A 23136-nucleotide genomic window follows, 5' to 3' on the forward strand; every position below is an offset into this window, starting at 1 on the left:
ATTATGTGATGGAGCTAACACTCTAATTTGGGTTTTGTAATAAAATGATGTTTTATTGGTAAGTGTCTGTTTATTCTAAAAATAGAAAGGTTCAGCTAACGGGTGTATGCTCGAAAACATTTGCACAATAGTGTGAAGTGTTTCAAAATTACGAAGTTATATTGAAATTTTTTGTGCATTGAGGTTCTTATGAAAGTCATTGATTTATTTAAACACCGAGGCGATAGCGTGTCTTCGCAACACTCAGAGTTTATGCAATGGATGTCTCCAGCTCTTAGAGATTACTGGGGCGACTTTCTTAATCGCACGCAAAATAGCCATTTCTTTGCGTGGGTTCGTGATCACCACAAACCTGCTGTCAATGAAGATGCACCAGAGATGCCGGTGGAGCAACCGATCGTACTTAAGCCAGAAGCACAACTTGTGTTTGATGAGCTTAATCAGCAGATCGGTGAAGTCATCCATACTGGCGACTGGATCAATGTAAGTCAAGACCGTATCAACCAGTTCGGCCTTGTGACTGAAGATATGCAGTGGATCCACACCGAGCCTGAAAAAGCGGAAATAGACTCTCCGTTCAAAACAACCATCGCACATGGTTTTTTGACTTTATCTCTGCTTCCTCGATTGACTGACAGCGTTGATCCTGACAAGTCTCAATTCCCAACAGCGAAGATGGTTGTAAACATTGGTCTTAACCAAGTACGCTTTCCATATCCTGTAAAATCGGGCAGTAACGTTCGTGCTAAAAGTACGCTAACAAAAGTAACGCCAATCAAGAAAGGCCTAGAGATAGAGCGCGAAATCCGCGTAGAAATCGAAGGTATTCGCCGTCCTGGTGCTGTTATCGTTTCGGTGATTCAACTTCACTTCTAAGTGGTTTGTAAAGAAGCGATTTATAAAGATTCAAAAAAAGAGAGAGCATAGTGCTCTCTCTTTTTGTTTACATTAGATAAAACTATCCCACTTATTTAATGCGAGTGTAGCCGTATTCCTCAATAAGGTCTTGGCCTTGTTTGGATTTCACGAACTTGATGAAGTCTTTGCTCTCGTCAGAAACAGAGTCTGTCTTATGCAGTAATAAGAATGGGCGAGCCAGTTCATAGCTGTGGTTGGCAATGTTTTTAGATGTTGGCTCTACGCCTTCAAATGTAATTGCTTTAATCGAACGGTCGATCGAACCAACAGAGATAAAACCAATCGCGTGCGGGTTATGGTTAACTATCGTTTTAACCATACTATTGCTGTTTACAACCAAGTTATTTGGGTTGATGTCAGACACTAGACGGTCATTAATGATTTTCGTTAAACCAAGCAAGCTTTCGAAGCTGTAGCGTGAACCAGAAGACGCTTCGCGAGTCACCACTGCGATAGGCTGGTCTGCACCACCTATTGCTTTCCAGTTTGTGATTTTGCCCTTGTAGATATCAAATAACTGTTCGCGAGTGACGTTACTTACACCGTTCGAACGGTTGGTTACGACAGCTAGGCCATCAAAAGCAATCGGGAACACTTTCAGCTTGTCGTTCTGTTCGCGGTCGGTCAAATAACGTGAGCTCATACCGATATCAGAGACACCTTTATTAACCATGGTAATACCCGCGGTAGAACCAATGCCCTGAACGGCAATGTAGTTATCAGGGTGAGCCTTGTTGTACTCCTCAGCTAATACATCCATCACTCGTGATACTGAAGTGGAGCCCGAAATAGTGGTTTCTTGTGCAAAAGCAGCATGAGAAGACAGGGCTAAGGATAAAAGAGAGGCAAGCGCGACTCGTAACATAAACAACTCCTAGTTAATAACATTTGCCGCATATGATAGGTCGGTTATATGACACTTTTGTGAAATTCTATACGCTTGATTTATAGCTGTTAGCTTGATGAGTGAGAGTTTTCTGGGTTTACGAAAGCAGGATTCGTTTCTGGGAGCTGGGCGGGTATTTTGTTTGCGCTTGTTCGCTAAAATGTTTGTTGAGTCCTAAGCTAAGTAGAGGAATTCACTACTTAGAAGTTTCTATGAAGTTACAAGGGGTGTTATGTCCGTCATTCATATCGAACTGAATCGTCTTTTAATTGGTGCTGAGAGGCTCTGTACATCTCGAAATCGCAGTTTACCTGTCGAGCTAGGCAAATCCCTATATGAAGAGTGTGAGGGTGGTGTGCTGTTTTCTCAGGCGCATTACCTGCTCGACTCATCTCATAGCGATTATACAAACGAGATTGCCTGCGTGACTTTTGATGAGTCGTTATCTTGTTGGTTAGTGATGGTGCCACTTGAAGGTGATGTTGAAACCGACTCTGTAAATTGGGGTCCGTATCCGTACCTGCCTAAATCAAAGGATCTTGATGTTATCTTGGCTGAGATAGAAAAAGACCCTAAATCGTATTTCTGGTCATAGTCACTCAGTGTTTACGTTGCTGGTGGCGTGCTCCCAAAGCTAAACAGCTTAGCCTCAAAGCCAAATAGCTTGCATCAGCTACCAGCTCACACATCACATCAATCTATTTACTTCAAACTTCCGGTTTAATGCTTTGTTGTTGAGCTTGTGCAATTAACGAACGGAAGTCTTTTGGTGTCTTACCATGATAAGTTTTGAAGGCAGTACTAAAGTGAGCAGCACTTTTAAAACCGGATTCATAGGCTATTTGAGTGATCGACTTGCTCGAGGTTCTTAGCTGTGTAGCCGCATGAGCAATACGCTTTATTTTCAGAAGGTTTGAGAACGACAAGTCTTCAGCAGATAAGCGGCGTTTAAGCGTTGCGGGTGACATTCCCATATAACTGGCTAGTGTATCTAAAGAGATATTATTTTCGATGTTTTGTTCGATGTAATGAATGACCTTTTGTGTCACGGTTAATCTAGAAGCTCGAGCAATAATGACTAATAAAGCTGGATGCTGTTCTACCATTAGCGACAACAATCCTAAGCCAAGTTGAGTGAGTGCGTAGTCATTCTGAGGCGAAGAACTAACAAGTGACATGATGAGCTCTTTCAACTGGCAGATCTCGGTGTCGGTTTGATTGAACTTTATGTACTTGTCTGGAATTCTTGTGGATTCTAGATCGCTGAATTGGTTGATAAACTTCTGAAAAATAGCCAAATCGAAATCTAAGCAGGTTGCGCTAAATTCGCCATTTTCAGTGTTAACTGTGATGTCTTTAATCTGACCAGAATTGTAAAGTGTGAAATCGCCCGCTTGTAACGAGGCTTCAGTGCCATTGGGTAGCACGAACGAAATGCTGCCCTTCGATACCATGAAGATACCGTTTTTAGAGGCAGGATAACGTTCTCGTCTCCTGGGAATGAAGTTTCTGAATTGAGTAACTGTAATTGATGACATAGTGCGCTTCTTTGACGTTGTAAATTGATTGCTTATTGATTGTTTTTTTTAAGTATTGTTTAAGCATGAGACATTTACAAAAAAGGCGCTAATAATTAGCGCCTTTAGAAGTGAACCTTTGAAGCTTTTAACCTTGAAAGCTCTAACCTTACAAGCCTAACCTTTAAAGGTTTTAAGCTTCAGTTTCGTTTGTCGTTTCAGGCTCGCTAGGCAAGTCCGCAAATACTTGAGTAGGTTTTGCTACTAAGTTGCGGTTTTCCTGATTAACTTCGGAGAGAACTACTTCTAAAACGTCTCCCAGTTTGTATACCATTTCTTTATCGATAGATACAGTACCCATATCTCCGTTGCACTCTATTCTTTCTTTATTATCAAGAATGAGAGAACCAGGGATAAATGCAGCAGCACCATTTTCAAGTAAACGTACACGCATACCTGCACGGTTAATATCGAAGATCTCTGCTTGAAAGCGAGTTTCTTCCGCTGGAGCATTCGCTAGAGTACGAGCATACAACCAATCGCCAACATTACGCTCAGCCATACCGTGGTGACGGCGGTGTAGGGCAAGTTCATCACCAATGGTTTCATCTGGTGTTTGAATTGGCGCTTTACCTAGGATGTGCGCTTTTAGCATACGGTGGTTAATCATGTCGCCGTATTTACGAATTGGAGAAGTCCAAGTTGCGTAAATATCTAAACCCATCGCGTAGTGTGGTGCTGGCTCATTGCTGATCTCGCTATACGCTTGGAATTTACGGATACGATTGTCGTAGTAGCTGTTATCGAAAGAACCTAACCAACGGCGCAGAGTAGCAAAGCCTTCTAGAGAAACTATTTGCTCTTCAGTGAACGGTGTTTCCGCTTGCGGGTTTACCAGTTCAAGAACGTCAGATACTTTCTCAGCCTTGAAACCAGAGTGGCAGTTAAACACACCTTGGTTGAAGCTTTCTTTGAGTACTCGGCCCGCACAGATGTTCGCGCTGATCATTGATTCTTCAACCAGCTTGTTTGCGCTACGACGCATGTCTGCGTGGATAGCGACAACATCGTTATCTTCGCTAAGTTCAAAGCGGTAGTCAGGGCGATCTGGGAACACAACAGCGTTTGCTGAGCGCCATGCTGAACGTGCTTGAGCGAATTGGTGAAGATCAGAAACAATCGCAGCAATCTCTTCTGATGGTTGCCATTTTTCTGATGCACCTGTTTCTAGCCAGTCTGATACGTTATCGTAAGCAAGACGAGCATGAGATTTGATGTTCGCAGCGAAGAAGTTAATGTCATCACCAATAACGCCATCTTTAGATACCGTTACTGTGCAGCAAAGTGCCGGACGAACTTCATTCTCGATCAGTGAACATAGGTTGTCAGCAAGATCACGAGGCAACATCGGGATGTTACGACCCGGGAGGTAGATAGTGAAACCGCGCTCGCGTGCTACTTTATCCATCGCATCATCTGGAGAGATGTAAGCCGTTGGATCAGCAATTGCGATAGTCAGTTCAAAATCACCGTTCTCTTTCTTCTTCGCGTAAAGCGCATCGTCCATATCTTTTGTGCTTTCACCATCGATAGTCACAAAAGGGACGTGCGTCATGTCTACACGTTCAAGATCGGCGTCATCGTTGATTAGCCAGTTGTCGATACCTTCAGGCTCACTGTTTGGTAGGTCGTTTTGTGCCAGCGTTACCCACCAAGGTGCAATCTTGTCGTCAGCGTCTGTGATTTTCTCAGAGATCTGAGCCAAGAAGCCATTGTCACCTTTTAATGGGTGTTGAACGATATGAGCAACAACCCAGTCACCTTCTTTAAGCGTTTCAGGGTTTAGGCCCTTCTTTGCTTTCGCTTTAAGTTGCAGTTTTTTCAGTTGCGGGTGATCAGGAACAACGTTCAATCGGCCTTTGAAAAGCTTAACTCGCGCAATAAAGCGAGTAAGACCTTGTTCAACCAATTCCTCAGGCTCTGCTACTTCGCGCTCTTTCTCGGTGCGAATGATGGCAATCACCTTGTCACCGTGAACACATTTTTTCATGTACGGAGGCGGGATAAAGAAGCTTGTTTTGCTATCAACTTCGAGAAAACCAAAACCTTTTTCAGTGGCTTTGATAGTACCTTCCTTTTTAGGGAGGGTTTCTTGGATTTGCTGCTTGAGCTGAGCGAGTAGAGGATTATCTTGAAACATCTTACTTTTATCTAACGAGAACAATTGAGCACACTATAATCATTGCGAGGCCCGATTACTACTTAAAGCCGAAGTGAGCGTAAATTAATTGCCCTCTTATTTAACTCTACCAATTTGGTCGAACTCTATTGCCTTGACGAGATATCCATCAAGTTTTGACGATATGATAGCCAGTATTGATAGAAAACCGAAAAATATGTGATGTATTTCAATTTTTTCTGGCTTTTTTTATGCATTTAGGGAATAATCCGCCTCCCTTAGACGTCCCTAATGGCTTGAAGTGTTTTATTACTGCTTCGTAACTCTGAATGGAATCAGTATCTGATTGGATCAGTATTGGAATTGATAGAGCTCCCGGGACCTTTTGTTTACTTATATATAGTGGGATCCCAATGTCCGAATCTGTAATTCAATTTAATGAATTAGCCCTAAACGATAACATTCTTTCAGCTCTTGATAGCATGGGTTTCGTTTCTCCGACTCCAATCCAAGCAGCAGCTATTCCTCTTCTTCTTGAAGGCCGTGACGCACTAGGTAAAGCACAGACTGGTACTGGTAAAACAGCAGCATTCTCTCTGCCTTTACTTAACAAAATCAACCTAAACCAACACAAACCACAAGCAATCATCATGGCTCCTACTCGTGAGCTAGCGATCCAAGTTGCTGCGGAAATCAAAAACCTTGGCCGTGATATCAAAGGTCTTAAGGTTATTGAAATCTACGGTGGTGCTTCAATTGTTGACCAAATGCGTGCTCTAAGCCGCGGTGCTCACATTGTTGTTGGTACTCCAGGTCGTGTTAAAGACTTACTAACTCGTGACCGTCTACACCTAGATGAAGCACACACATTTGTTCTTGATGAAGCAGATGAAATGCTAAAAATGGGCTTCGTAGATGACGTTACTTGGATCCTAGAGCAAGCTCCAGAATCTGCACAACGTGTACTTTTCTCTGCAACTATGCCTCCAATGGTTAAGACTATTGTTGACCGTTACCTACGTAACCCGGCTAAAGTTGACGTTGCTGGTACTAACCACACAGTTGATAAAGTAGCGCAGAACTTCTGGGTTGTTAAAGGCGTAGAAAAAGACGAAGCAATGTCTCGTCTTCTAGAAACTGAAGAAACTGACGCGTCAATCGTATTCGTACGTACTCGTCAAGATACTGAGCGTCTAGCTGATTGGCTATCTGCACGTGGCTTCAAAGCTGCTGCACTGCACGGTGATATTCCTCAGTCTCTACGTGAGCGCACTGTTGATCACATCAAACAAGGTGTTATCGACATTCTAGTTGCAACTGACGTTGTAGCACGTGGTCTTGATGTTCCACGTATCACTCACGTATTTAACTACGACATCCCATTCGATGTTGAATCTTACATCCACCGTATTGGTCGTACTGGCCGTGCTGGACGTAAAGGTAAAGCGATCCTACTAGTTCGCACTAACCAAATTCGCATGCTTCGTACAATCGAGCGCGTAACTAAGTCATCTATGGAAGAAATTCAACTTCCTCTACGTGACCAAGTTGCTGCTGCACGTGTTGCTAAGCTTGGCGCTGAACTTGAAACAGAGAAAGAAAGCAAAGCTCTAGAAAACTTTGCAGGTCTTATCTCTACACTTCAAGAGTCTCTAGAAGTTGATGCTGCTACTCTAGCTGCAATGCTTCTTAAGCGTCAGCAAGGTAAGAGCCCACTATTCTACGTTGGCGAAGACCCAATGATCGCTGCTATTGAGCGTGACAAAAACCGTCGCAAAGAGCGTCGTGAAGACCGTGAAAATGGTCGTGGCGATCGCAACTTCAATACGCAAGATTGGGATACTTACCAACTACAAGTTGGCCGTGAGCAAGGCGTTCAGGTTAAAGACATCGTTGGCGCACTAGCAAACGAACTTGGCCTAACTAAAGGCTCTATCGGTGCTATCAAGCTAGACCAAGGTTCTACTTACGTTCAACTGCCAAAAGCAATGAACTCTGAAACTGCGGGTAAGCTAAGCAAACTACGTATTCGTCAAAAAGAAGCTGGCGCTGTTGTTGTTGATTTCAACGACTTCCGTGAGCCTCGTCGTGGCGGCGGCGGTCGTGATGGCAACCGTGGCGGCGGTCGTGGCGGTCGTGATGGTGGCGGCTACCGTGGTAACCGTGATGGTAACCGCGAAGGTGGCAACCGTGAAGGCGGTCGTGGTGGATACCGTGGCAACCGTGATGGTGCACGCGATGGTAACCGTGAAGGCGGCCGTGATGGCGAGCGTCGTTTCGACCGTAACCGTGGTGGCGATCACCGTGGTAACTTCCGTGGCGAACGTGGCCATGGTAACGGCAATGGCGGTGGTAACCGTGGTCGTCGTCCAGAGCGCAACGAAGGTTAATCAACCTTTCGCTTAGACGCTTAGTCTAGACACTGAATTTAAAAGCCGAGCGTAATGCTCGGCTTTTTTGTGCCTGCTATTTGAACTTAAGCTTTGGTTGGCTCGATATATGTAGTCAGCTTACTTCAACTAAGCTTCACGCCTAAACTTAGCTGTATCGCGTTCTAAGTCTATACAGCGAGAACGTGCTACAAGATACTAAAACAAAGAGTGAAGGCTATCTCAGCGACGTTACAGTGCATTTATTCGAAGGGTTGTGCTCGAAGGCAATCAAAAGAAGATCGGCTCTGTCGTTCATTATTCTCAACACACCTGTGATATTTTTGATGTAAGCACTGAGAAATCGAGTAAAAAGTTATCGGTAATGATAAGCAGACGAAAGGGAAGGGCGGTTGTTTTCTAGGCGGATTGACTGCATCTGTTCGAGTCGCTCTAATTAACTCAATCAAGTTAAAAATAACGTGAGCATTCGTTTGCGTCACCTGTTCGCTAACTTTCTTATTCAACTATTTTTTAATTTCGCTCTCGAAATAAATGGTTTAATGACTAAGATCAACTTAATTGTGTTCATTTAGTGATTTTTTCAAAACAAAAGTTGAAAGATTCAAAAATTATTGAATAATGGGCTTAACTAAAATTGAAGTAAATACTTCATCCAATTCGTACTGAAACAGGATCCATATCCAATGTCTAATTCGTTTGTTCTGGTTATTAACTCGGGTAGTTCATCCCTAAAATTTGCTGTCATTGATTCTGTTTCTGGTGAAGCAGTATTGAGTGGCCTAGGGGAGTGTTTTGGTCTTGAAGATGCTCGCATGAGCTGGAAATATCAAGGCGAGAAAACTGAAATTGCCATTCAAGGTGAGGGTAACCACCACAAAATTGCCATTGGCAAACTAGTTGGCCTGATGGAAGATCTAGGCTTCACTGCTGATATCGTTGCTATCGGTCACCGTATCGTTCACGGCGGTGAGAAGTTCACTCAAACCGTTCGTATTACTGAAGAAGTAACGAACGAAATTGAAAGTCTATCTGACCTAGCTCCACTTCATAACCCTGCAGGTGCTATCGGCATCCGTGCTGCGATTGAAGCTTTCCCTTCTCTACCTCAATTTGCTGTATTTGATACGGCTTTCCACCAAACAATGCCACAGCGTGCATTCACTGGTGCAATCGCAAAAGAACTATACACAGACTTTGGTGTTCGTCGTTACGGTTTCCACGGTACGAGCCACTACTTCGTTAGCCGTGAAGCTGCGAAAATGGTAAACAAGCCAGTTGAAGAAGCGAGTTTCATCTCTGTTCACCTAGGTAACGGTGCGTCTGTATGTGCTATCAAAGACGGTAACAGTGTTGATACATCAATGGGCTTCACACCGCTTTCTGGCCTTATGATGGGCACACGTTGTGGCGACTTAGACCCGGGCATCATCGAGTACCTACTTAAGAAAGGTTGGTCACAAGAGCAAGTCTTCAACTCTCTAAACAAGGAGTCTGGCTTCCTTGGCGTGTCTGGCCTTACGAGCGATGCTCGTGGCATCTTAGAAGCAATGGAAGAGGGCCATGAAGGCGCTAAGCTTGCATTTGAGGTGTTTACTTACCGTGTAGCTAAATACGTTGCTTCTTACCTTGCAACGCTAGACTCTTTAGATGGCATCATCTTCACTGGTGGTATCGGTGAGAACTCTCTACCAATTCGTCGTGAGATCCTAAGCAACCTTAAGATTTTAGGTTTTGTTGAAGATGTAGCGGGTAACGAAGCGGCTCGCTTTGGTGCTGAAGGCATCATCGCTAAGTCTGAAATGCTAGACGCAGTAGCTATGGTTATCCCAACCAACGAAGAATTTGTGATTGCTCAACAGTCGGTAGAACTTCTGTAATCTAAGTAACCGCTTAAGCAAATATAGATGATTTGAGAGCGAGCCCAAGTGGCTCGCTTTTTTGTTTTATATGTATGGTTAAAGCATCTCTAATTGTGGTGAAAAAATCAGAACAGAAAGAAGAAGCGTCACTGTCGACGGTATTGCATCTTTCCAAGTGTCAAAACGGAAATGAAAGAATATTGCGCCTACTGAAGTAAAAGCAATGAAACTTGCACCAACGGCGCTTAACAATGAGTCTTCAGTAATCATACCAGCTAACATCACTATCGCACCTGTTGTTTCAACCACTCCCACCGCAAACATCGCCGCACGATTAAGTCCGTAACGGTGAAAAAAAGCTAATTGCGGTTCATAGATTTTATTTAGCCAACCAAAGATTTTGATTGAGCTTGCAAATAAGAAAAACGCAATGAGTAACCCTGAATAAATAACATTGTTTAACCTCTCAACGAACAGTGACGGTAGTTAGGTCGTTGTTCGATACCATCTTAATGGTCGGTATATTTAGAAATAGTATTCAGATTTTATTTCATGAACGAGTCTATTTCGCTTAGTAAAGATGATCATACAGTCATTCACTATTAGCGCCACTGAGTGTAGCCATTTGACGTATGAGGCTCGTCCCTACTTGTTCATCAAGAGCCTCTGGATCCGGATGAACGAGTCCTGCCTTACCTTTCATTTCCTTAAACCCTGTGGGGCCGTAAAACTCTCCCATGTTTCCAATTGTTGAGGCTAAATAAAGTGGCTTTGCTGCCTCTGCTGGGGTTGCTGCGAATAATTTACCATATACCCAAATGGCAACACGCTGCATAAATGTAGGGTTACCCTTATGCTGAATACCCGTAATAGAAACGCCTGGATGCGCCGCAATTACCTTAATATTGAATCCGTCTTTTGCAAATTGTCTTCCCATCGCGTGACTCAGTGCCAGCCCTGCAAATTTACTACGAGCGTAAGCGATTGTGTTGCCCTTTTGTTCAAAATCTTCCGCCATTTGAAGATCACTAAGATCCAATTCAGCCCCGTGATGTTCAGTAGAACACATGGTGATCACTCGTGAGTCACGAGTTTCTTTTAGTAGTGGTAGTAACTGCATTGTTAACGCATACGGGCCAACAACATGGACCGCAACATTTAGCTCGATTCCATCCTCAGATTCTCGACGCTTGTTATCAAAAAAGTAGACACCCGCGTTGTGAGCGAGTACATCAATCCGAGTATATTTTTGGGTTACCTGTTTAGAAAACGCCTTAATTGACGATAGGCTACTCATATCCACCGTTAGCACATCGATTAAAGCGTCCGGATGAGATTTGAGCAGTTCTTCACGTACCAATTCTCCTGCGGACGCATTACGCACAGCCATAACTAATTGATATCCATCGTCGAGCATCATACGAGTGTAATTTTTTCCAATGCCACCGTTAGCGCCTGTAACTATCGCAATGGGTTGTGATTTAGTATTCATTAATAGACTCCTCTAGTGTGATGCCGTTATTAAATCATTCCATTTAGGGGTGTTGAATAGTAAAATCGGTATACCATCCATTCCTACATGGAATCCAAATGGACAAGATCAACTGCATGAGAGTATTCATTCGGACGGCTTACTTAGGAAATTTTACGGCTGTTGCCGATGAGATGAACGTCACGCAAAGTTCTATCAGCAAAAAAATTGCCTGGTTGGAGCGTGATATCAGCTTTTCATTGTTCTATCGTAATAGTCGAAGAATTGAACTCACAAAACAGGGCTGTAGCTATCTGGCTTATTGTGAGCGAGTCATAGAAGAAATGGAGTCCACAGAAGCGGAGTTAAAAGGCGAACTCTCCGAGGTGGTTGGAGAGCTAACGTTGTCAGTACCGAGTGCGATGGCGACACGATTGCTTGCTAAACCTATTGGACAGTTTATGACTAAGCATCCAAAGGTATTGATCAATTTATCGGTAAATGACAAACAAATTAACCTTATTGAAAGTGGTATTGACATCGCTATGCGTGTCTCTGTCCTCGAAGATTCTGATTACAAAGCCCGTTTTTTGTTTAACAACCAGTTGGTATATTTTGCTTCTCCAGACTATTTGAGAACCCGATCTACCCCGAAACTCACTAGCGACTTAAAACATCATGATTGCCTTACGTACTCTCTTTCCTCCCCATCAAACACTTGGGTATTTGAACAAGAGTTGGCCCCACAACTAAAGGTCAAGGTGAAAGAAGTCTTTAAAAGCGATAGTTCAGACATGCTGTTGGCTATGGCATTAGCGGGACATGGAATTGGAGCATTACCAAGTTGGATGGTTCAACCGTACTTTGAAAATGAACAATTGGTGCCGTTGTTTGAGCACTACACCGCGGCAAGTTTACCCATGCATGCGGTCTATAAGTCGGGTGAATATCAACCTTATCGAATACGTGCCTTTATTGATTTTCTGGTTGAGTACTTTAAGGGGAATTAGAAATCCAACGATGATAAAAACTCTCTCTAATGGGGCGCTACAGCAAAGCCAAAATTGCCAATAAGAGATATTTACCTGGTAGTCAAAACAGTTATTGCTTCTGAGTGATAACTGAGAATATACATGTATCTAAGATTTGGCTCTAAATCGAAGAGTCGAACATCGGTATTCTTTCGCCCCTTAGCTCCCAAGTTGTTCATTGAACAAATGCTGTTTGTACGCGCGTGGAGACATGCCCGTAATGCGTTTAATGCTTCTCGAAAACTGAGTGATAGAAGAGTAGCCAAGTTGCGTCGCAATAGTCGATAAATTCGACTGATTCTGTAGTATTAGCCATTTCGCATTGTGTTGTATCACTTCATCTTTCAACTTCTGATACGTAACACCATGTGCTTCTAAATTGTATTGAAACTGACGGACGCTTACACCTAGCACGCCGGCAATTCTATCAATACTGTAGTTTTCAGTTCCAAGATAACTGTCCATCGCATGTTTGACCGAATCTAAAAAATCAATCGGCTCTAATCTCGATTGTAGATTTTCAAAATACTCATTAGGTAAGGTCGTTTCTCGTTCTAATAACGAAGTTAACAAGCCAACGCTAGTGAACCCCTTTTGATAATGAATATCCGTTTGAGGGTTAGTCACTGTTAATGTCCCAAGTGTAAATAGCGACTTTGAAGGGGTGTGAATTTTATGTATTTTCACTGCCTTGCCCAACATGGTGTTGATCCATAACTGAACAAAGAGAACGAATACAAAGTCAGAGGGTGTGTCATCCAATCCATGAATCACTTGGGTTCTTTTTAGCCAAAATACGTCGCTATTTTCTTCTAACGTAATCTGAGCGGACGGCGCTTGTATCCGAGAAATCTCTATCATCTTCTGCAAAGAATCTCTTACATTGGTAGGCTTACTCGAACACTGGGCCAAGTAATGAGGAATAGCAAAGTTATTGATTATATATGTATAAAAATCAACGAGTTGTTTTGTGCTCAAAGTATGGTGTAAGAAGTTAAGAAAAACGATGAGTGGTTTAGACGGAAAGTAATATGAGTTTTGTTCATAGATATGATAGCTAAGGCCAAAGGCTTCTATATCTACTGTCTTTCCGAGTACTTTTTGATAACCACTCAAAATGGCTTTCACTAATTGGGCACTGACTAATGGAATCACTCTTAACTCCAACTTAACGTGATTTCTTATAATATACTCCCTTTGCATAAAAAGGTAAGTAGTTGCAGATATGAATAAATTAAGATGGCTATAACAATCTGTTTACTATTTAGATTCACTTTAATCAGGAAGCGCATATGAAATATTCAATACTGGCACTCACATGTTTAACCGTAGCAACTGGCGCGGTTTCTTCTGAAGTTACACTCTCTGAAGATATTAATGCTAAATATTGGAATGCGCTTGATCACGAGGGTAATGTAAAACCAGCCGATCAAATAAAGCAGCGTATTGATATTTTAGTGGATGCTGCTGCGCCATACACTGACGAGGATCGCGCTAAGTTTCGTAAAAAGTATAAGGCAAAGTATGCTGATCGCATTGTTATCGATGGCACTGCTGTCGGTGGGATTGGTTCAGATGGGAAAGGCTTCCCTGCAATGACGGCTGAACAGTTTGATATGCTCGCGATTGCTGGTAAGGAGGATTACGATGTTTATTCAACCACGCTATCAAATGGCACCGATAAAACCATCGAAGAAATTTATGATCGAGTGCCTGCTACAAAAAAATATTTGGCCGAAAAACATGGCCAAAAACACGTGACAACCGTTGAAGAAATCGAGGCAAACAAAGCTGTAGGTGTCACCTCAGTTATCTTTAATTTTCAGGCAATCACCCCCATGGGTGAAGATATAACTCATATTGACCGATTTAGCCAAGACGTTAAGCTCATGTCATTCACTTACAATAAAAACAATCAGTTTTCTGGCTCTGGTGAATCTGTAAAGGGAGGCGTAGGAAATGGTGAGGGGCTGACAAAATTAGGATTAGCCGCATTAAAGCACATGAACAAAAATGGTGTGGTACCGGATTGCTCGCACGACTCAAACCAAACATGTATTGATATAGCTAAATACTCTACAACCCCTGTAGTGGCTTCACATTCAAATGCTGCTGCACTCATGCCAATTTCTAGAAATATCAATGATGAAGCAATATTAGCGATCGCTAAGACTGATGGTCTAATAGGCGTTAATTTTGTTGGCGGCTTCCTGAACAAGGAGTCCGATGCATCGGGCGAATCAGTTGCCGGACACATTGTCTATATTTCTGATTTAATTGAGCGTGAACTTGGTGTCGATGGTAAGCGTCATGTCGCCGTTGCTGTTGATTACCTACACAACCTTAAAGATTCACTTACAATGATTTCCTCGAATCCACAAAACTACCCACCAGCATTAGGGTATGGATCCATCTCTGAGATTGGGCATCCTGCCGATATTTGGGCCGTGGTCGATGCTTTGGAAACAACACATGGTTGGACGAAAGATGAAGTTTCTCTATTCCTAGGTGAAAACTGGATGCGAGTATATGCAGCTAACTGGAAAGGAGGAAATGACGTAAGGATCCAACCAGTAGTTGAAGATCTAAGACATCTAGACACTAAAAAGTCTAACTAAGGCATTTAAACTTATTTAACGATTTGTCCAACACGACCTAGCGATTACTTGTCCAAATCCGTGTTAGTAGTTGCGATTCTAATAGCTTGCTAGCCAACGAAGAGCTCGTGATTATTTAACCGTTGGTAGAACTATCTGTAATAGATTCTAAGAAAATCAGATAATGAAAAGCGAGCCCAAGTGGCTCGCTTTTTGGTGTCTAGTTAAGGTGCGTCTGAATGTTTTAGCAGGGGCTATAGCCTACAAGGCGCTTGTCAAACACCTTTAGAACAGAGTTTCTGGTGCTCCGGAATCGCTTAGGTTATTTAGTCCCTGAGCGGTAGTTTGGATCTGTCCAGCATCTAGGTAACTCTTCACCTGACATAAACATCAGTTCGGACTTTTTAAAAATCTCAGGGTCTTGCTGCTCTTCACCAGCTTGAAACCGACCTTCGATACTGTCCTGGAATAAGTTGGTTAATTTGGTCATTTCAGTAACATCTACGAGGTCACCGCTCTTTTTCTCTTTTAGAAACATCTTATTTACCCTCAATCTAATCGATCACCCCTAATTATAATTGTTATTTGGAAAATGAAAGTGTTTTCAATTCCGGCACTTCTTGACTAAGCAGGTCTCAGAGCTACGCTTATGATCATCGACAAACCAATCGAAGAACAAACCTATCCTCAACAAATAAACGGAGTCGCGATGTCATCTGCCCATATTGCAAACAATCTCAGCGAACTGATTGGCGATACCGATCTTGTTAGAATCAACAGTCTTTCAGAGATATCAGGTTGTGAGATTCTTCTTAAGTGCGAACACCAGAACCCGGGTGGTTCGATTAAAGATAGAGCAGCTCTTCAGCTTGTTAAGGATGCCGTAGAAGCTGGCAAGCTTAAGCCTGGGATGACAATCGTTGAAGGTACCGCAGGAAATACGGGGATCGGCCTTGCTCTAGTGGCTAAATCTCTCGGTTACAAAATGTTGGTGGTGATGCCAAAAGGGCAGGCACAAGAGAAAGAGCGTATGATCTCGCTTTATAACGCTGAACTGTTATTGGTCGACCCTTGTCCGTTTGCAAACCCTGAACACTTTTACCACACGGCCAAGCGGATTGGCGTTGAAAATGAGAATTATTGGTGGGCAGATCAGTTCGAAAATCTCAGTAATTATCGAGCGCACTATTTAAATACGGGACCGGAGATCTGGCAGCAAACACAAGGTAATATTGATGCTCTAGTTTCAGTGGTGGGGACGGGGGGAACCATTGCTGGAAACTCACACTATCTATCTGAGCAGCAACCCAATCTCGAAACTTGGTTAGTTGACCCAAATGGGTCCGGCATTTATTCATTTCTCCGTAATGGACACTATCAATCAACGGGAAGCTCGTTCACGGAAGGCATAGGGATCATGCGGACGGTTGAAAATTTCAGGCAGGCAAAAATCAATCGTGCAATCACTCTACCCGATCAGGATTTAGTTACAATATCTCGCCTTGTTGCGGAGCATGACGGTATTCTTCTAGGAAGCAGTTCGTCATTGAACGTAGCTGGGGCGCTATACGCTGCGGCTAGAATGGGGGAAGGGAAAACCATCGTTACATTTAGCTGTGACCTTGCTGAGCGCTCGTATTCGAAGCTGCACAACGAAGTTTTTCTGAAAGAAAAAGAGATACAGCTCAATAAAGAAAACCTCTCTCAACTATGGGCTCGTTATCAAGCCGAAGATGGCAGCATGGTCGTCAACGTATAGTCGTTCAAAAGTAATACTGGTCAGTGGTTTGACAGCTCTTTCGTTAGCGCTAAACATCCGTTAGCGGTAAATCTGGCACTATTGCTTGTTATTAGGGTAGTGAATTACATTATGGAACACCGCATTGTCTCCACCGATATTTTTGTAGCCATGGTTCTGGTTAGCATTGAAGCGAACTGCTTGCCCTGCTCGTAACGTATGCCACTCACCACCAAACACCGCGGCCGTCTCTCCTGAAATACATAAGCTATGCTCAGTGACGCCTGCGTTATGTGGTGCGGATTCATGCTGGTAATCGGGTGCTAGGGTGAGTTCGAATATTTCAAACCCTAGTGCTTCCTCAAAAGGAAACAACTAACTGACGAAAAAGCCAATGTTGTATTCTTCATGTCTTAGGTACCACGTTGATGAATTGCCTTTCCTTATCAATGGCAGACAATCACTACCGAGAACCCGCACTGCTTACTTTCTTATTCACGGTGTCTGGTACTAATTTACTGGGAATCGGTAGTACATTTTTTTTTTTGGGGGGGGGGGGCATCAAATGGCGGGGTCTGTCGCCGGTATATTTAGTGTTGAAGCCAAAAAAGATACAACCGGATTGGAGTACAACCCAGGAGCGGTACATGGTAAGTGCCGTATGCCTTTGTCTGAGAAAATGAGCGCAGAGTTAGATTTCGGTTTAGCGTATGAATCTATGGGGGACAACTATCTTGTTAGCCACGAGTTTTATGTAGGATACATGGGAGAGTCTGGCCTAGAGCCGTATCTGATGCTCAAAGATATGGAAAATGAAGCGAGTTACGATGTGATCCTTGGTTTCTATTATCGTTTTGATTAGAAACAGTAAAGACTATTCAAAAGCGAGCCCAAGTGGCTCGCTTTTTTACTGAGTAGATTCATTCAACTATATCGAGGGCAAATAATAAAAATGACAATAGATGAAAATTTGTTTTATAGCGTGGATTGTCAATAAACGGACGATGAATAAGCTTTATAAAGACTACATTACTAATTAATAAGGAATGCAGTGATGAGTTTTTATTTTAAATTGTTCGTTGTGATTATGATGGCGGCATTATTGAGTTTGTTCATTATCTTAGAGCTATCGACCTTTACTTTTAACCCCGAGATTGAGTATGAGTACCCAATCGGCAGTTTTGAAGTTCATTCCTTTTTTGAACAGCACTGGCACTCCTTATAGCTAAAAACTCATATAAATCATAATCTTTACCTTTTTTTAGATCGCTATTTTATTTCATCATTTTATTTCACTTTTAAATTCTCGAAACGAAATCCAGGTTAAGACAAGTTGAAGACGAACAAAAATACAATACACCTTACACATTTGGAGTTTAACAATGAGAACTAAAACAGCTCTTAAGCCTGGTGTTCAATACAATGAAGAAACCGTCCTATACACCGGCCATTTTATTACAATGAATGCAGATATTCCAAAGGCTTCGGCAACCGTTGTACGAGGTGGGAAAATACTATTCACAGGTACGATAGAGCAGGCTGGAAAAGCGAGTTGATGGTTAAATCTATGGGGTTAGATCCATTATTGATGGCAGATGACACGGTTGTGAATCGTTATTTCTTAGATTCAGTGATTGGTGACTCTCCAGTGTTTTTTATGCACGCAAGCTGCCACCTTGCTGGTCTGAATACATTAGCGCTTGAAAAGTCAGGCTTTAGCTTAGATGACAACCTTGAATTTGTATTATGCGAAAACGGTCGCTTTTCAGTGTGACGATGGTGTAACTCAGGTTAATCCGCTGTTTATGATGTGGGGGGCAATGAATCGCAAGTGTATTTTTTCTGGCAATGTGTACGGTGAGAAGGAGTGCTTACCCGCAGAACAAGCTCTCCATGCGGTTACACTAGGTGCTGCTTACTTAATGGGGCATGAGGACAATAAGGGCTCGATTTGTGGAGGGAAATTAGCTGATTTTGCTGTGTTAAACGCAAACCCATTAGAGACACCCAAGCTAGAAATCAAAGACATTCGCGTACATGCAACAGTGTTAGGTGGCGATGTTACCGTGCATAAGAATGCAACAACGTCAGTGAAAGAACCAGAAATGGCTTAATCATAAAAATAGACTTTCACGTAACTCCAAAGAGCACGCCAGTGCTCTTTTTTTATGCCGGTCAAAGGTATTGATGCCTTGATCGAATTGAACCTTCCCCCATAATGCTAACGGAGCTCCTACGAGTGATTGATCGAGTATGCAAAAGGGAAAATCGAAAGCTAAAACCTCGAACTGGAGACAATAGAAACGCGTACCTTGTAAGTATGGGGAGGTTACTTTTGGGGTTGAAGATACAGAACGAAGCTTTGGTCGCTACAGGAAGGGAGCTTAACTTTACCTACCGCTACTATTTCTTAAATACTGATGTGTAAACTCCAACGGGTTGTCGCTTTATCTGGAGCGGTTCGTATTTAGCTTTGTTGTGAGTTTGTGATACGGATAGGTCGACTAGAAAAAGCATTTTTGTTACGTCATCTCATTAATTTGTTTACTCTTAGTACAAATAACTAGCGGCTATTCTGCCTCCAATGTTGATTGAGATAGTAATTTGCTACAAAACGCGCATAATCTCGCTATACAACATTTAAAGAAGAATTTACCTATGACTACCTTTCAATACTACTTTCACCAACTGCCTTGCTTCGACTGTAAAAAAACGACAGTAAGTACTGATCTTGGTTGGTTAACGCCTGCGATGAAAGATGATGCTATCGCACAAGTGACAGCGACACTTGCACAAGGCGAGGTTACACCCGATCTTTCAGCAGACGTTGTTTGCACGAAAGAAGAAGCTCGCGAGTACTTACTGCTTAACTTCTTTGGTTATTCAGAAGAAGAGTTAGAAAGTGGAATCGAAGCGGATGATGAAAAAGAAGTGGCAGACGAAATCGCAGAGCTAGTAGAAGAAGGTAAAGACACCATCACCTTCGAACATGAGATTGCTCTTCAGTGCTGTGCTGACTGTGACGTTGAAGACGAGTCAAACTAAGCACTCGTATTAGACGATACATCTATCAATATGGTGTGATGTTCAAATGATGAAAGGCGTTAGTGGCTTAAAAGTTCACTAACGCCTTTTTTATCTCTAGGTCGCTAAGACTTTTGAGTATCTATAATGCCTTGCTCGCTCAGTTGCGAAAGGATCTCTGCGGTCTTCTCTCTGAATAAATCTCTCAGTAGACGCACAGTCGGAGTGATGGATTGACGACTTGGACACACTAACCACAACTCGGTAGGTGTCGGCTTAAATTCAGGCATAATTTTAATAACTTCACCTGAAAGCAGATGAGGTGACATGTCTAGACAAGATTTTATTGCCACTCCTTTACTTGCGATACACCAACGCCTTACAAGGTCTGCGTCGTTGGAAGCGCGATTTCCTTTTAGTTTCACTTTATGATCTTGAGCACCATCGTTAAACACCCACTCGTCTTGCAACATGTCGTGGAGTTGATAAAGCAAACCATTGTGCTGAGCTAAGTCACTCGGATGTTTTGGTGTTCCCATTTCAGCCAAGTATTCAGGGGCCGCACATAATATTCTGGGTACATCACAGATTTTAAAGCCATACATATTGGCATCGGTCGGGGAGCCATAACGCAACGCAATATCGACGGAATCTCGGTAGAAGTCGATATTGCTATCGCTGATGCTAGTACGAAGCGTCGCCTTTGGGTATTCAAGCAAGAACTCATCTAACCAAGGTGTGATTAGGTTGCGTCCTAGATCCGATGAAAGCGCAATTCGAATTTCACCGTCAAGAATACCGAGCTCTTCGCGCATGTTGAGCTTTGCTTGCTCCAACATCTTTAAGGCTTGTTCGCATTCCGGTAAATAACGCTCGCCTGCAGAAGAGAGCCTTAGGTGGCGCGTGGTTCTTACAAATAACTCAGCACCGAGTGCCGCTTCAACACGTTTTACTGCTGCACTTGCTGTGGCAGTGCGCATATTTAGGTTGGTGGCTGCAGCGGTGATACTGCGAAACTCCGCCACTTTCAAAATGACCTGTAAGTCTTCAAGAAGCATTTCGTTTCCCTGTTCTGAACCTTGAATCGGTTGTTCGGTTACCCATAAATTAGGCATTTTCAAATTGCTAATCTTAGTATTTTTCCTGCGCATATACATCTTATTATCAAAAATCATTTGATAATAATTCAAATATTAGGCTGTTTATCTAAAGCGAGAATTCTCTAAGATTCAATTATCGAATTTAAGGAGAAGTATCATGTCATTACCATTAACAATGAAAGCAATCGGATTTACTCAATCACTTGCGATTACAGAACAAGACAGTTTATTTGAGTTTGAAACGAGTCTTCCCGAACTAAAAAATAATGACTTGCTGGTAAAAGTGAGCGCGACTTCTATCAACCCTGCTGACGCAAAAATTCGTATTCGTAATGCCAAAGACAAAACTCTTGAGCTGCCAAAAGTGTTGGGCTATGACGCAGTCGGTGAAGTTGTTGGCAAAGGTGCTGACGTTGAAGGCTTTGAAGTCGGTGACCGAGTGTACTATGCGGGTGACGTAACACGCATGGGTGCTAACGCAGAATACCAAGCTGTGGATTACCGTATTACGGCTAAAGCGCCTAAGAGCCTTTCTGATGAGGCTGCAGCAGTGATGCCACTAGCAACACTTACCGCTTGGGAAGCATTGTTTGACCGCCTGCGAGTTCGTCTTGAAGAGAAAAAATCTATCCTGATCATTGGTGGTGCGGGCGGCGTTGGTTCAATTACGATTCAACTGGCTAAGCAACTGACCAACCTCAATGTTATCGCGACAGCTTCAAGACCTGAAACGGAACAGTGGGTAAGGGATATGGGAGCGGACTATGTGGTGAACCACCGTAACCTTGTCGAATCTGTGCGAGAGCAAGGCATTCAACATGTCGACTACATTTTCAATGTTGCTGATACAAAAGGGCACTGGGATGCGATGGTTGAGTTGATCGCACCGCAAGGCATGATCAGTTCGATTGTTGAATTTGACGGTGGCGTTGACTTATCAGCGCTGCAAGGCAAATCAGCGGGCTTTGTTTGGGAGCTGATGTTTACACGTTCGCTGTTTAATACCGACGATATTCAGAAGCAGCAAGACATCCTATTCCAAGCTGCGAATCTGATTGATGCGGGCCGTATTAAAACGACGCTTACCACGACCCTAAATGGCTTTAGTGTGGATACAATCAAAGATGCACATCAACGTATTGAAAGCAGTGCCTCGATTGGTAAAACGGCCATCAAATACTAATCGTTGACGGTTTAAATAGAAGAAGCCCGTGATATCTGATTGCTAGTCAAAAGGTATCACGGGCTTTTGTTTGCGGATTAGTCAGCTTCTGGTGATGTGATAGGTTGCGATGTTTTGAAGTGAAACTGTATTAGGTCCAGCTCAAAAGGAGAGGGCTGCTTGTCTGCAATCAAAAAGCCGATTTGTTTGATGTCTTGTGCCTTAAGTTCCGGCGCATCGCTCAGTAGCCGACCTCTGAACACCGCTTGAAAATCATGGAAGTGGAACACCTTGCTAAATTGCTCTCCCTTAATGGTATCGAAATCGTGTTTGTATTGAACGCGATGACCGTCCTTCGATGTTGTGAACCTCAGTTGGTAGGTGCGTCCATCACCAAAGAATATTAGCTCTGCACTATCTATTTCATAGGCAGGTGATTCAATGGAGCGCTTTATGGAACTGAATCCACCATTATTTTCTAACGATAGCTCTCCCCTAAATCGACTCATATTATCAAGATAAATGAGCTCGCCTGTTGAGATGCCACCCATTACATTGTCGTTGGTCACTGTCCAGTTTTGATGCTCACTCGCTTGTGTAAAGTCGATCATGTTTGTCCCTGTTGCATCTGCCTTAAGAATTAACGAATGTAGGCTGAGTAGAAGGAGTAAAGGTGTGGTTAGCCTAAGGGGTAACCGCTTTTTACAATGGGTTCCGTTCATCATTTTCTCCACTGCTTCCTCGTAGGCTATGCGTTATTCGCTCTATAGCGATGCATAGTTTAAGGAGAGGGTTCAGTTTCAAGCATAGCTAAACAACGCTTGATGAAGTCTTCATAGTTCGATGCTTTGTCGTATTCGATCTTCAATGAGCCGTGGAACATCAGGGTCACGGTAACGTCTCGGTAGTTTAACCAACAGGTGTAACCATCGTAATCATGCCAAGCTACCATCTCGCCCAATTGATATTTGCTATCCAATTGCTTGCCCGAGGAGCGAATGCAATCGAACACTCTGAGAAACTCTAAAATGGTGATTCTGTTGTCCATGTACCATTCCCTCTACGCAGTCGATGAAAAATGCTAAGTGCTTGTATTTAAATTAACTACGGTTTGGTTCTGCATTGCGATCACTGTGGGGATTCGGTTACTCAATCGCCGTAGTTGTTTGGTAAAAGAGTAAGATAAACATAAGAAAGGCGTTAGTAGACCTGAGTTTACTAACGCCTTTTTCATTTAGTGTCTTTAGCTGGCTCTATGGAT

General features: G+C 42.9%; 24 protein-coding genes and 2 pseudogenes. 15 read left to right on the forward strand and 11 right to left on the reverse strand.

The window, feature by feature from the left end; genetic code table 11:
* Positions 1-189: 189 nt before the first annotated feature.
* Positions 190-876, forward strand: a complete 687-nt coding sequence (locus tag BCV39_RS08030; protein ID WP_102433109.1) for a MaoC family dehydratase — start codon at positions 190-192, stop codon at positions 874-876.
* 91 nt (positions 877-967) lie between these two features.
* On the opposite strand, the gene BCV39_RS08035 is transcribed toward BCV39_RS08030, so the two are convergent.
* On the reverse strand, positions 968-1783 hold the full coding sequence (locus BCV39_RS08035; RefSeq protein WP_102433110.1) for a phosphate ABC transporter substrate-binding protein: 816 nt from the start codon (positions 1781-1783) through the stop codon (positions 968-970).
* 253 nt (positions 1784-2036) lie between these two features.
* Between BCV39_RS08035 and BCV39_RS08040 the strand changes: the two genes are divergently transcribed.
* Positions 2037-2399, forward strand: a complete 363-nt coding sequence (locus BCV39_RS08040; protein WP_057623680.1) for a DUF3024 domain-containing protein — start codon at positions 2037-2039, stop codon at positions 2397-2399.
* Positions 2400-2511: 112 nt separating this feature from the next.
* Here BCV39_RS08040 and BCV39_RS08045 read toward each other — a convergent pair whose 3' ends face one another.
* Positions 2512-3342, reverse strand: a complete 831-nt coding sequence (locus BCV39_RS08045; protein WP_057623678.1) for an AraC family transcriptional regulator — start codon at positions 3340-3342, stop codon at positions 2512-2514.
* 172 nt (positions 3343-3514) lie between these two features.
* Positions 3515-5521 (reverse strand): exoribonuclease II, encoded by a 2007-nt coding sequence (gene rnb / locus BCV39_RS08050; RefSeq protein ID WP_102433111.1) that lies wholly within the window; start codon positions 5519-5521, stop codon positions 3515-3517.
* 308 nt (positions 5522-5829) lie between these two features.
* Here rnb and BCV39_RS08055 point away from each other — a divergent pair, with 308 nt between their 5' ends.
* Both BCV39_RS08055 and BCV39_RS08060 read left to right on the forward strand, forming a co-directional pair.
* Positions 5830-7890 carry a DEAD/DEAH box helicase gene (locus BCV39_RS08055; protein ID WP_080967426.1) on the forward strand — a complete coding sequence of 687 codons (2061 nt, stop codon included), beginning with the start codon at positions 5830-5832 and terminating at the stop codon, positions 7888-7890.
* A gap of 686 nt (positions 7891-8576) precedes the next feature.
* Positions 8577-9770, forward strand: a complete 1194-nt coding sequence (locus BCV39_RS08060; protein WP_048669127.1) for an acetate/propionate family kinase — start codon at positions 8577-8579, stop codon at positions 9768-9770.
* Between the two features lie 78 nt (positions 9771-9848).
* Here the strand turns inward: BCV39_RS08060 and BCV39_RS08065 are convergent, their stop codons facing one another.
* Both BCV39_RS08065 and BCV39_RS08070 read right to left on the reverse strand, forming a co-directional pair.
* Positions 9849-10202 carry a DoxX family protein gene (locus tag BCV39_RS08065; protein ID WP_102433112.1) on the reverse strand — a complete coding sequence of 118 codons (354 nt, stop codon included), beginning with the start codon at positions 10200-10202 and terminating at the stop codon, positions 9849-9851.
* 142 nt (positions 10203-10344) lie between these two features.
* Positions 10345-11244: an SDR family NAD(P)-dependent oxidoreductase gene (locus BCV39_RS08070; protein WP_102433113.1), complete on the reverse strand. Its 900-nt coding sequence runs from the start codon at positions 11242-11244 to the stop codon at positions 10345-10347.
* Between the two features lie 98 nt (positions 11245-11342).
* Between BCV39_RS08070 and BCV39_RS08075 the strand changes: the two genes are divergently transcribed.
* On the forward strand, positions 11343-12233 hold the full coding sequence (locus BCV39_RS08075) for a LysR family transcriptional regulator (protein ID WP_102433114.1): 891 nt from the start codon (positions 11343-11345) through the stop codon (positions 12231-12233).
* Between the two features lie 180 nt (positions 12234-12413).
* Here BCV39_RS08075 and BCV39_RS08080 read toward each other — a convergent pair whose 3' ends face one another.
* Positions 12414-13409 carry an AraC family transcriptional regulator gene (locus BCV39_RS08080; RefSeq protein WP_157933148.1) on the reverse strand — a complete coding sequence of 332 codons (996 nt, stop codon included), beginning with the start codon at positions 13407-13409 and terminating at the stop codon, positions 12414-12416.
* Between the two features lie 137 nt (positions 13410-13546).
* On the opposite strand from BCV39_RS08080, the gene BCV39_RS08085 reads away from it, so the two are divergent.
* Positions 13547-14872, forward strand: a complete 1326-nt coding sequence (locus BCV39_RS08085; RefSeq protein ID WP_102433116.1) for a membrane dipeptidase — start codon at positions 13547-13549, stop codon at positions 14870-14872.
* Positions 14873-15173: 301 nt separating this feature from the next.
* Here the strand turns inward: BCV39_RS08085 and BCV39_RS08090 are convergent, their stop codons facing one another.
* A complete protein-coding gene (locus BCV39_RS08090; protein ID WP_050648117.1) occupies positions 15174-15389 on the reverse strand; it encodes a hypothetical protein in 216 nt (71 codons plus the stop codon).
* Positions 15390-15560: 171 nt separating this feature from the next.
* Between BCV39_RS08090 and BCV39_RS08095 the strand changes: the two genes are divergently transcribed.
* Positions 15561-16610, forward strand: a complete 1050-nt coding sequence (locus BCV39_RS08095) for a cysteine synthase A (protein WP_102433121.1) — start codon at positions 15561-15563, stop codon at positions 16608-16610.
* A gap of 78 nt (positions 16611-16688) precedes the next feature.
* Here BCV39_RS08095 and BCV39_RS08100 read toward each other — a convergent pair.
* Positions 16689-17006: pseudogene (locus tag BCV39_RS08100) on the reverse strand (cupin domain-containing protein); the annotation flags it as partial.
* A gap of 5 nt (positions 17007-17011) precedes the next feature.
* Here BCV39_RS08100 and BCV39_RS23335 point away from each other — a divergent pair.
* The 7 genes and pseudogenes from BCV39_RS23335 to BCV39_RS08120 form a co-directional block, all read left to right on the forward strand.
* Positions 17012-17131, forward strand: a pseudogene (locus tag BCV39_RS23335) (benzoate/H(+) symporter BenE family transporter); the annotation flags it as partial.
* 23 nt (positions 17132-17154) lie between these two features.
* Positions 17155-17451, forward strand: coding sequence for a hypothetical protein (locus tag BCV39_RS08110; RefSeq protein WP_133146460.1), 297 nt, complete (start codon positions 17155-17157; stop codon positions 17449-17451).
* A gap of 192 nt (positions 17452-17643) precedes the next feature.
* Positions 17644-17814: a hypothetical protein gene (locus BCV39_RS23055; RefSeq protein ID WP_157933149.1), complete on the forward strand. Its 171-nt coding sequence runs from the start codon at positions 17644-17646 to the stop codon at positions 17812-17814.
* 157 nt (positions 17815-17971) lie between these two features.
* Positions 17972-18145, forward strand: coding sequence for a hypothetical protein (locus BCV39_RS23340; protein ID WP_240698021.1), 174 nt, complete (start codon positions 17972-17974; stop codon positions 18143-18145).
* Between the two features lie 11 nt (positions 18146-18156).
* Positions 18157-18363 (forward strand): hypothetical protein, encoded by a 207-nt coding sequence (locus BCV39_RS23345; RefSeq protein WP_241910223.1) that lies wholly within the window; start codon positions 18157-18159, stop codon positions 18361-18363.
* Positions 18323-18703 (forward strand): amidohydrolase family protein, encoded by a 381-nt coding sequence (locus BCV39_RS23350; RefSeq protein WP_241910224.1) that lies wholly within the window; start codon positions 18323-18325, stop codon positions 18701-18703. Before BCV39_RS23345 ends, BCV39_RS23350 begins: the two co-directional genes overlap by 41 nt.
* A 544-nt stretch (positions 18704-19247) precedes the next feature.
* Positions 19248-19634 (forward strand): hypothetical protein, encoded by a 387-nt coding sequence (locus BCV39_RS08120; RefSeq protein WP_048606034.1) that lies wholly within the window; start codon positions 19248-19250, stop codon positions 19632-19634.
* 104 nt (positions 19635-19738) lie between these two features.
* Here the strand turns inward: BCV39_RS08120 and BCV39_RS08125 are convergent, their stop codons facing one another.
* A complete protein-coding gene (locus BCV39_RS08125) occupies positions 19739-20671 on the reverse strand; it encodes a LysR family transcriptional regulator (RefSeq protein WP_102433122.1) in 933 nt (310 codons plus the stop codon).
* 199 nt (positions 20672-20870) lie between these two features.
* On the opposite strand from BCV39_RS08125, the gene BCV39_RS08130 reads away from it, so the two are divergent.
* Positions 20871-21896: a zinc-binding alcohol dehydrogenase family protein gene (locus BCV39_RS08130; RefSeq protein ID WP_102432965.1), complete on the forward strand. Its 1026-nt coding sequence runs from the start codon at positions 20871-20873 to the stop codon at positions 21894-21896.
* A gap of 77 nt (positions 21897-21973) precedes the next feature.
* Here the strand turns inward: BCV39_RS08130 and BCV39_RS08135 are convergent, their stop codons facing one another.
* Positions 21974-22609: a CIA30 family protein gene (locus BCV39_RS08135; protein ID WP_102432966.1), complete on the reverse strand. Its 636-nt coding sequence runs from the start codon at positions 22607-22609 to the stop codon at positions 21974-21976.
* 47 nt (positions 22610-22656) lie between these two features.
* Positions 22657-22923 carry a DUF3081 domain-containing protein gene (locus BCV39_RS08140; protein ID WP_102432967.1) on the reverse strand — a complete coding sequence of 89 codons (267 nt, stop codon included), beginning with the start codon at positions 22921-22923 and terminating at the stop codon, positions 22657-22659.
* Positions 22924-23136 lie beyond the last annotated feature (213 nt).

The organism is Vibrio sp. 10N.286.55.E10 (assembly GCF_002872555.1).
Taxonomy (GTDB): domain Bacteria; phylum Pseudomonadota; class Gammaproteobacteria; order Enterobacterales; family Vibrionaceae; genus Vibrio; species Vibrio crassostreae.

Coding starts and splice junctions, on each gene's coding strand:
- BCV39_RS08030 (WP_102433109.1), top strand. CDS start 190: ATGAAAGTCATTGATTTATTTAAACACCGAGGCGATAGCGTGTCTTCG.
- BCV39_RS08035 (WP_102433110.1), bottom strand. CDS start 1,783: ATGTTACGAGTCGCGCTTGCCTCTCTTTTATCCTTAGCCCTGTCTTCT.
- BCV39_RS08040 (WP_057623680.1), top strand. CDS start 2,037: ATGTCCGTCATTCATATCGAACTGAATCGTCTTTTAATTGGTGCTGAG.
- BCV39_RS08045 (WP_057623678.1), bottom strand. CDS start 3,342: ATGTCATCAATTACAGTTACTCAATTCAGAAACTTCATTCCCAGGAGA.
- rnb (WP_102433111.1), bottom strand. CDS start 5,521: ATGTTTCAAGATAATCCTCTACTCGCTCAGCTCAAGCAGCAAATCCAA.
- BCV39_RS08055 (WP_080967426.1), top strand. CDS start 5,830: ATGGAATCAGTATCTGATTGGATCAGTATTGGAATTGATAGAGCTCCC.
- BCV39_RS08060 (WP_048669127.1), top strand. CDS start 8,577: ATGTCTAATTCGTTTGTTCTGGTTATTAACTCGGGTAGTTCATCCCTA.
- BCV39_RS08070 (WP_102433113.1), bottom strand. CDS start 11,244: ATGAATACTAAATCACAACCCATTGCGATAGTTACAGGCGCTAACGGT.
- BCV39_RS08075 (WP_102433114.1), top strand. CDS start 11,343: ATGGACAAGATCAACTGCATGAGAGTATTCATTCGGACGGCTTACTTA.
- BCV39_RS08085 (WP_102433116.1), top strand. CDS start 13,547: ATGAAATATTCAATACTGGCACTCACATGTTTAACCGTAGCAACTGGC.
- BCV39_RS08090 (WP_050648117.1), bottom strand. CDS start 15,389: ATGTTTCTAAAAGAGAAAAAGAGCGGTGACCTCGTAGATGTTACTGAA.
- BCV39_RS08095 (WP_102433121.1), top strand. CDS start 15,561: ATGTCATCTGCCCATATTGCAAACAATCTCAGCGAACTGATTGGCGAT.
- BCV39_RS08110 (WP_133146460.1), top strand. CDS start 17,155: ATGGCGGGGTCTGTCGCCGGTATATTTAGTGTTGAAGCCAAAAAAGAT.
- BCV39_RS23055 (WP_157933149.1), top strand. CDS start 17,644: ATGAGTTTTTATTTTAAATTGTTCGTTGTGATTATGATGGCGGCATTA.
- BCV39_RS23340 (WP_240698021.1), top strand. CDS start 17,972: ATGAGAACTAAAACAGCTCTTAAGCCTGGTGTTCAATACAATGAAGAA.
- BCV39_RS23345 (WP_241910223.1), top strand. CDS start 18,157: ATGGGGTTAGATCCATTATTGATGGCAGATGACACGGTTGTGAATCGT.
- BCV39_RS08120 (WP_048606034.1), top strand. CDS start 19,248: ATGACTACCTTTCAATACTACTTTCACCAACTGCCTTGCTTCGACTGT.
- BCV39_RS08125 (WP_102433122.1), bottom strand. CDS start 20,671: ATGCTTCTTGAAGACTTACAGGTCATTTTGAAAGTGGCGGAGTTTCGC.
- BCV39_RS08130 (WP_102432965.1), top strand. CDS start 20,871: ATGTCATTACCATTAACAATGAAAGCAATCGGATTTACTCAATCACTT.
- BCV39_RS08140 (WP_102432967.1), bottom strand. CDS start 22,923: ATGGACAACAGAATCACCATTTTAGAGTTTCTCAGAGTGTTCGATTGC.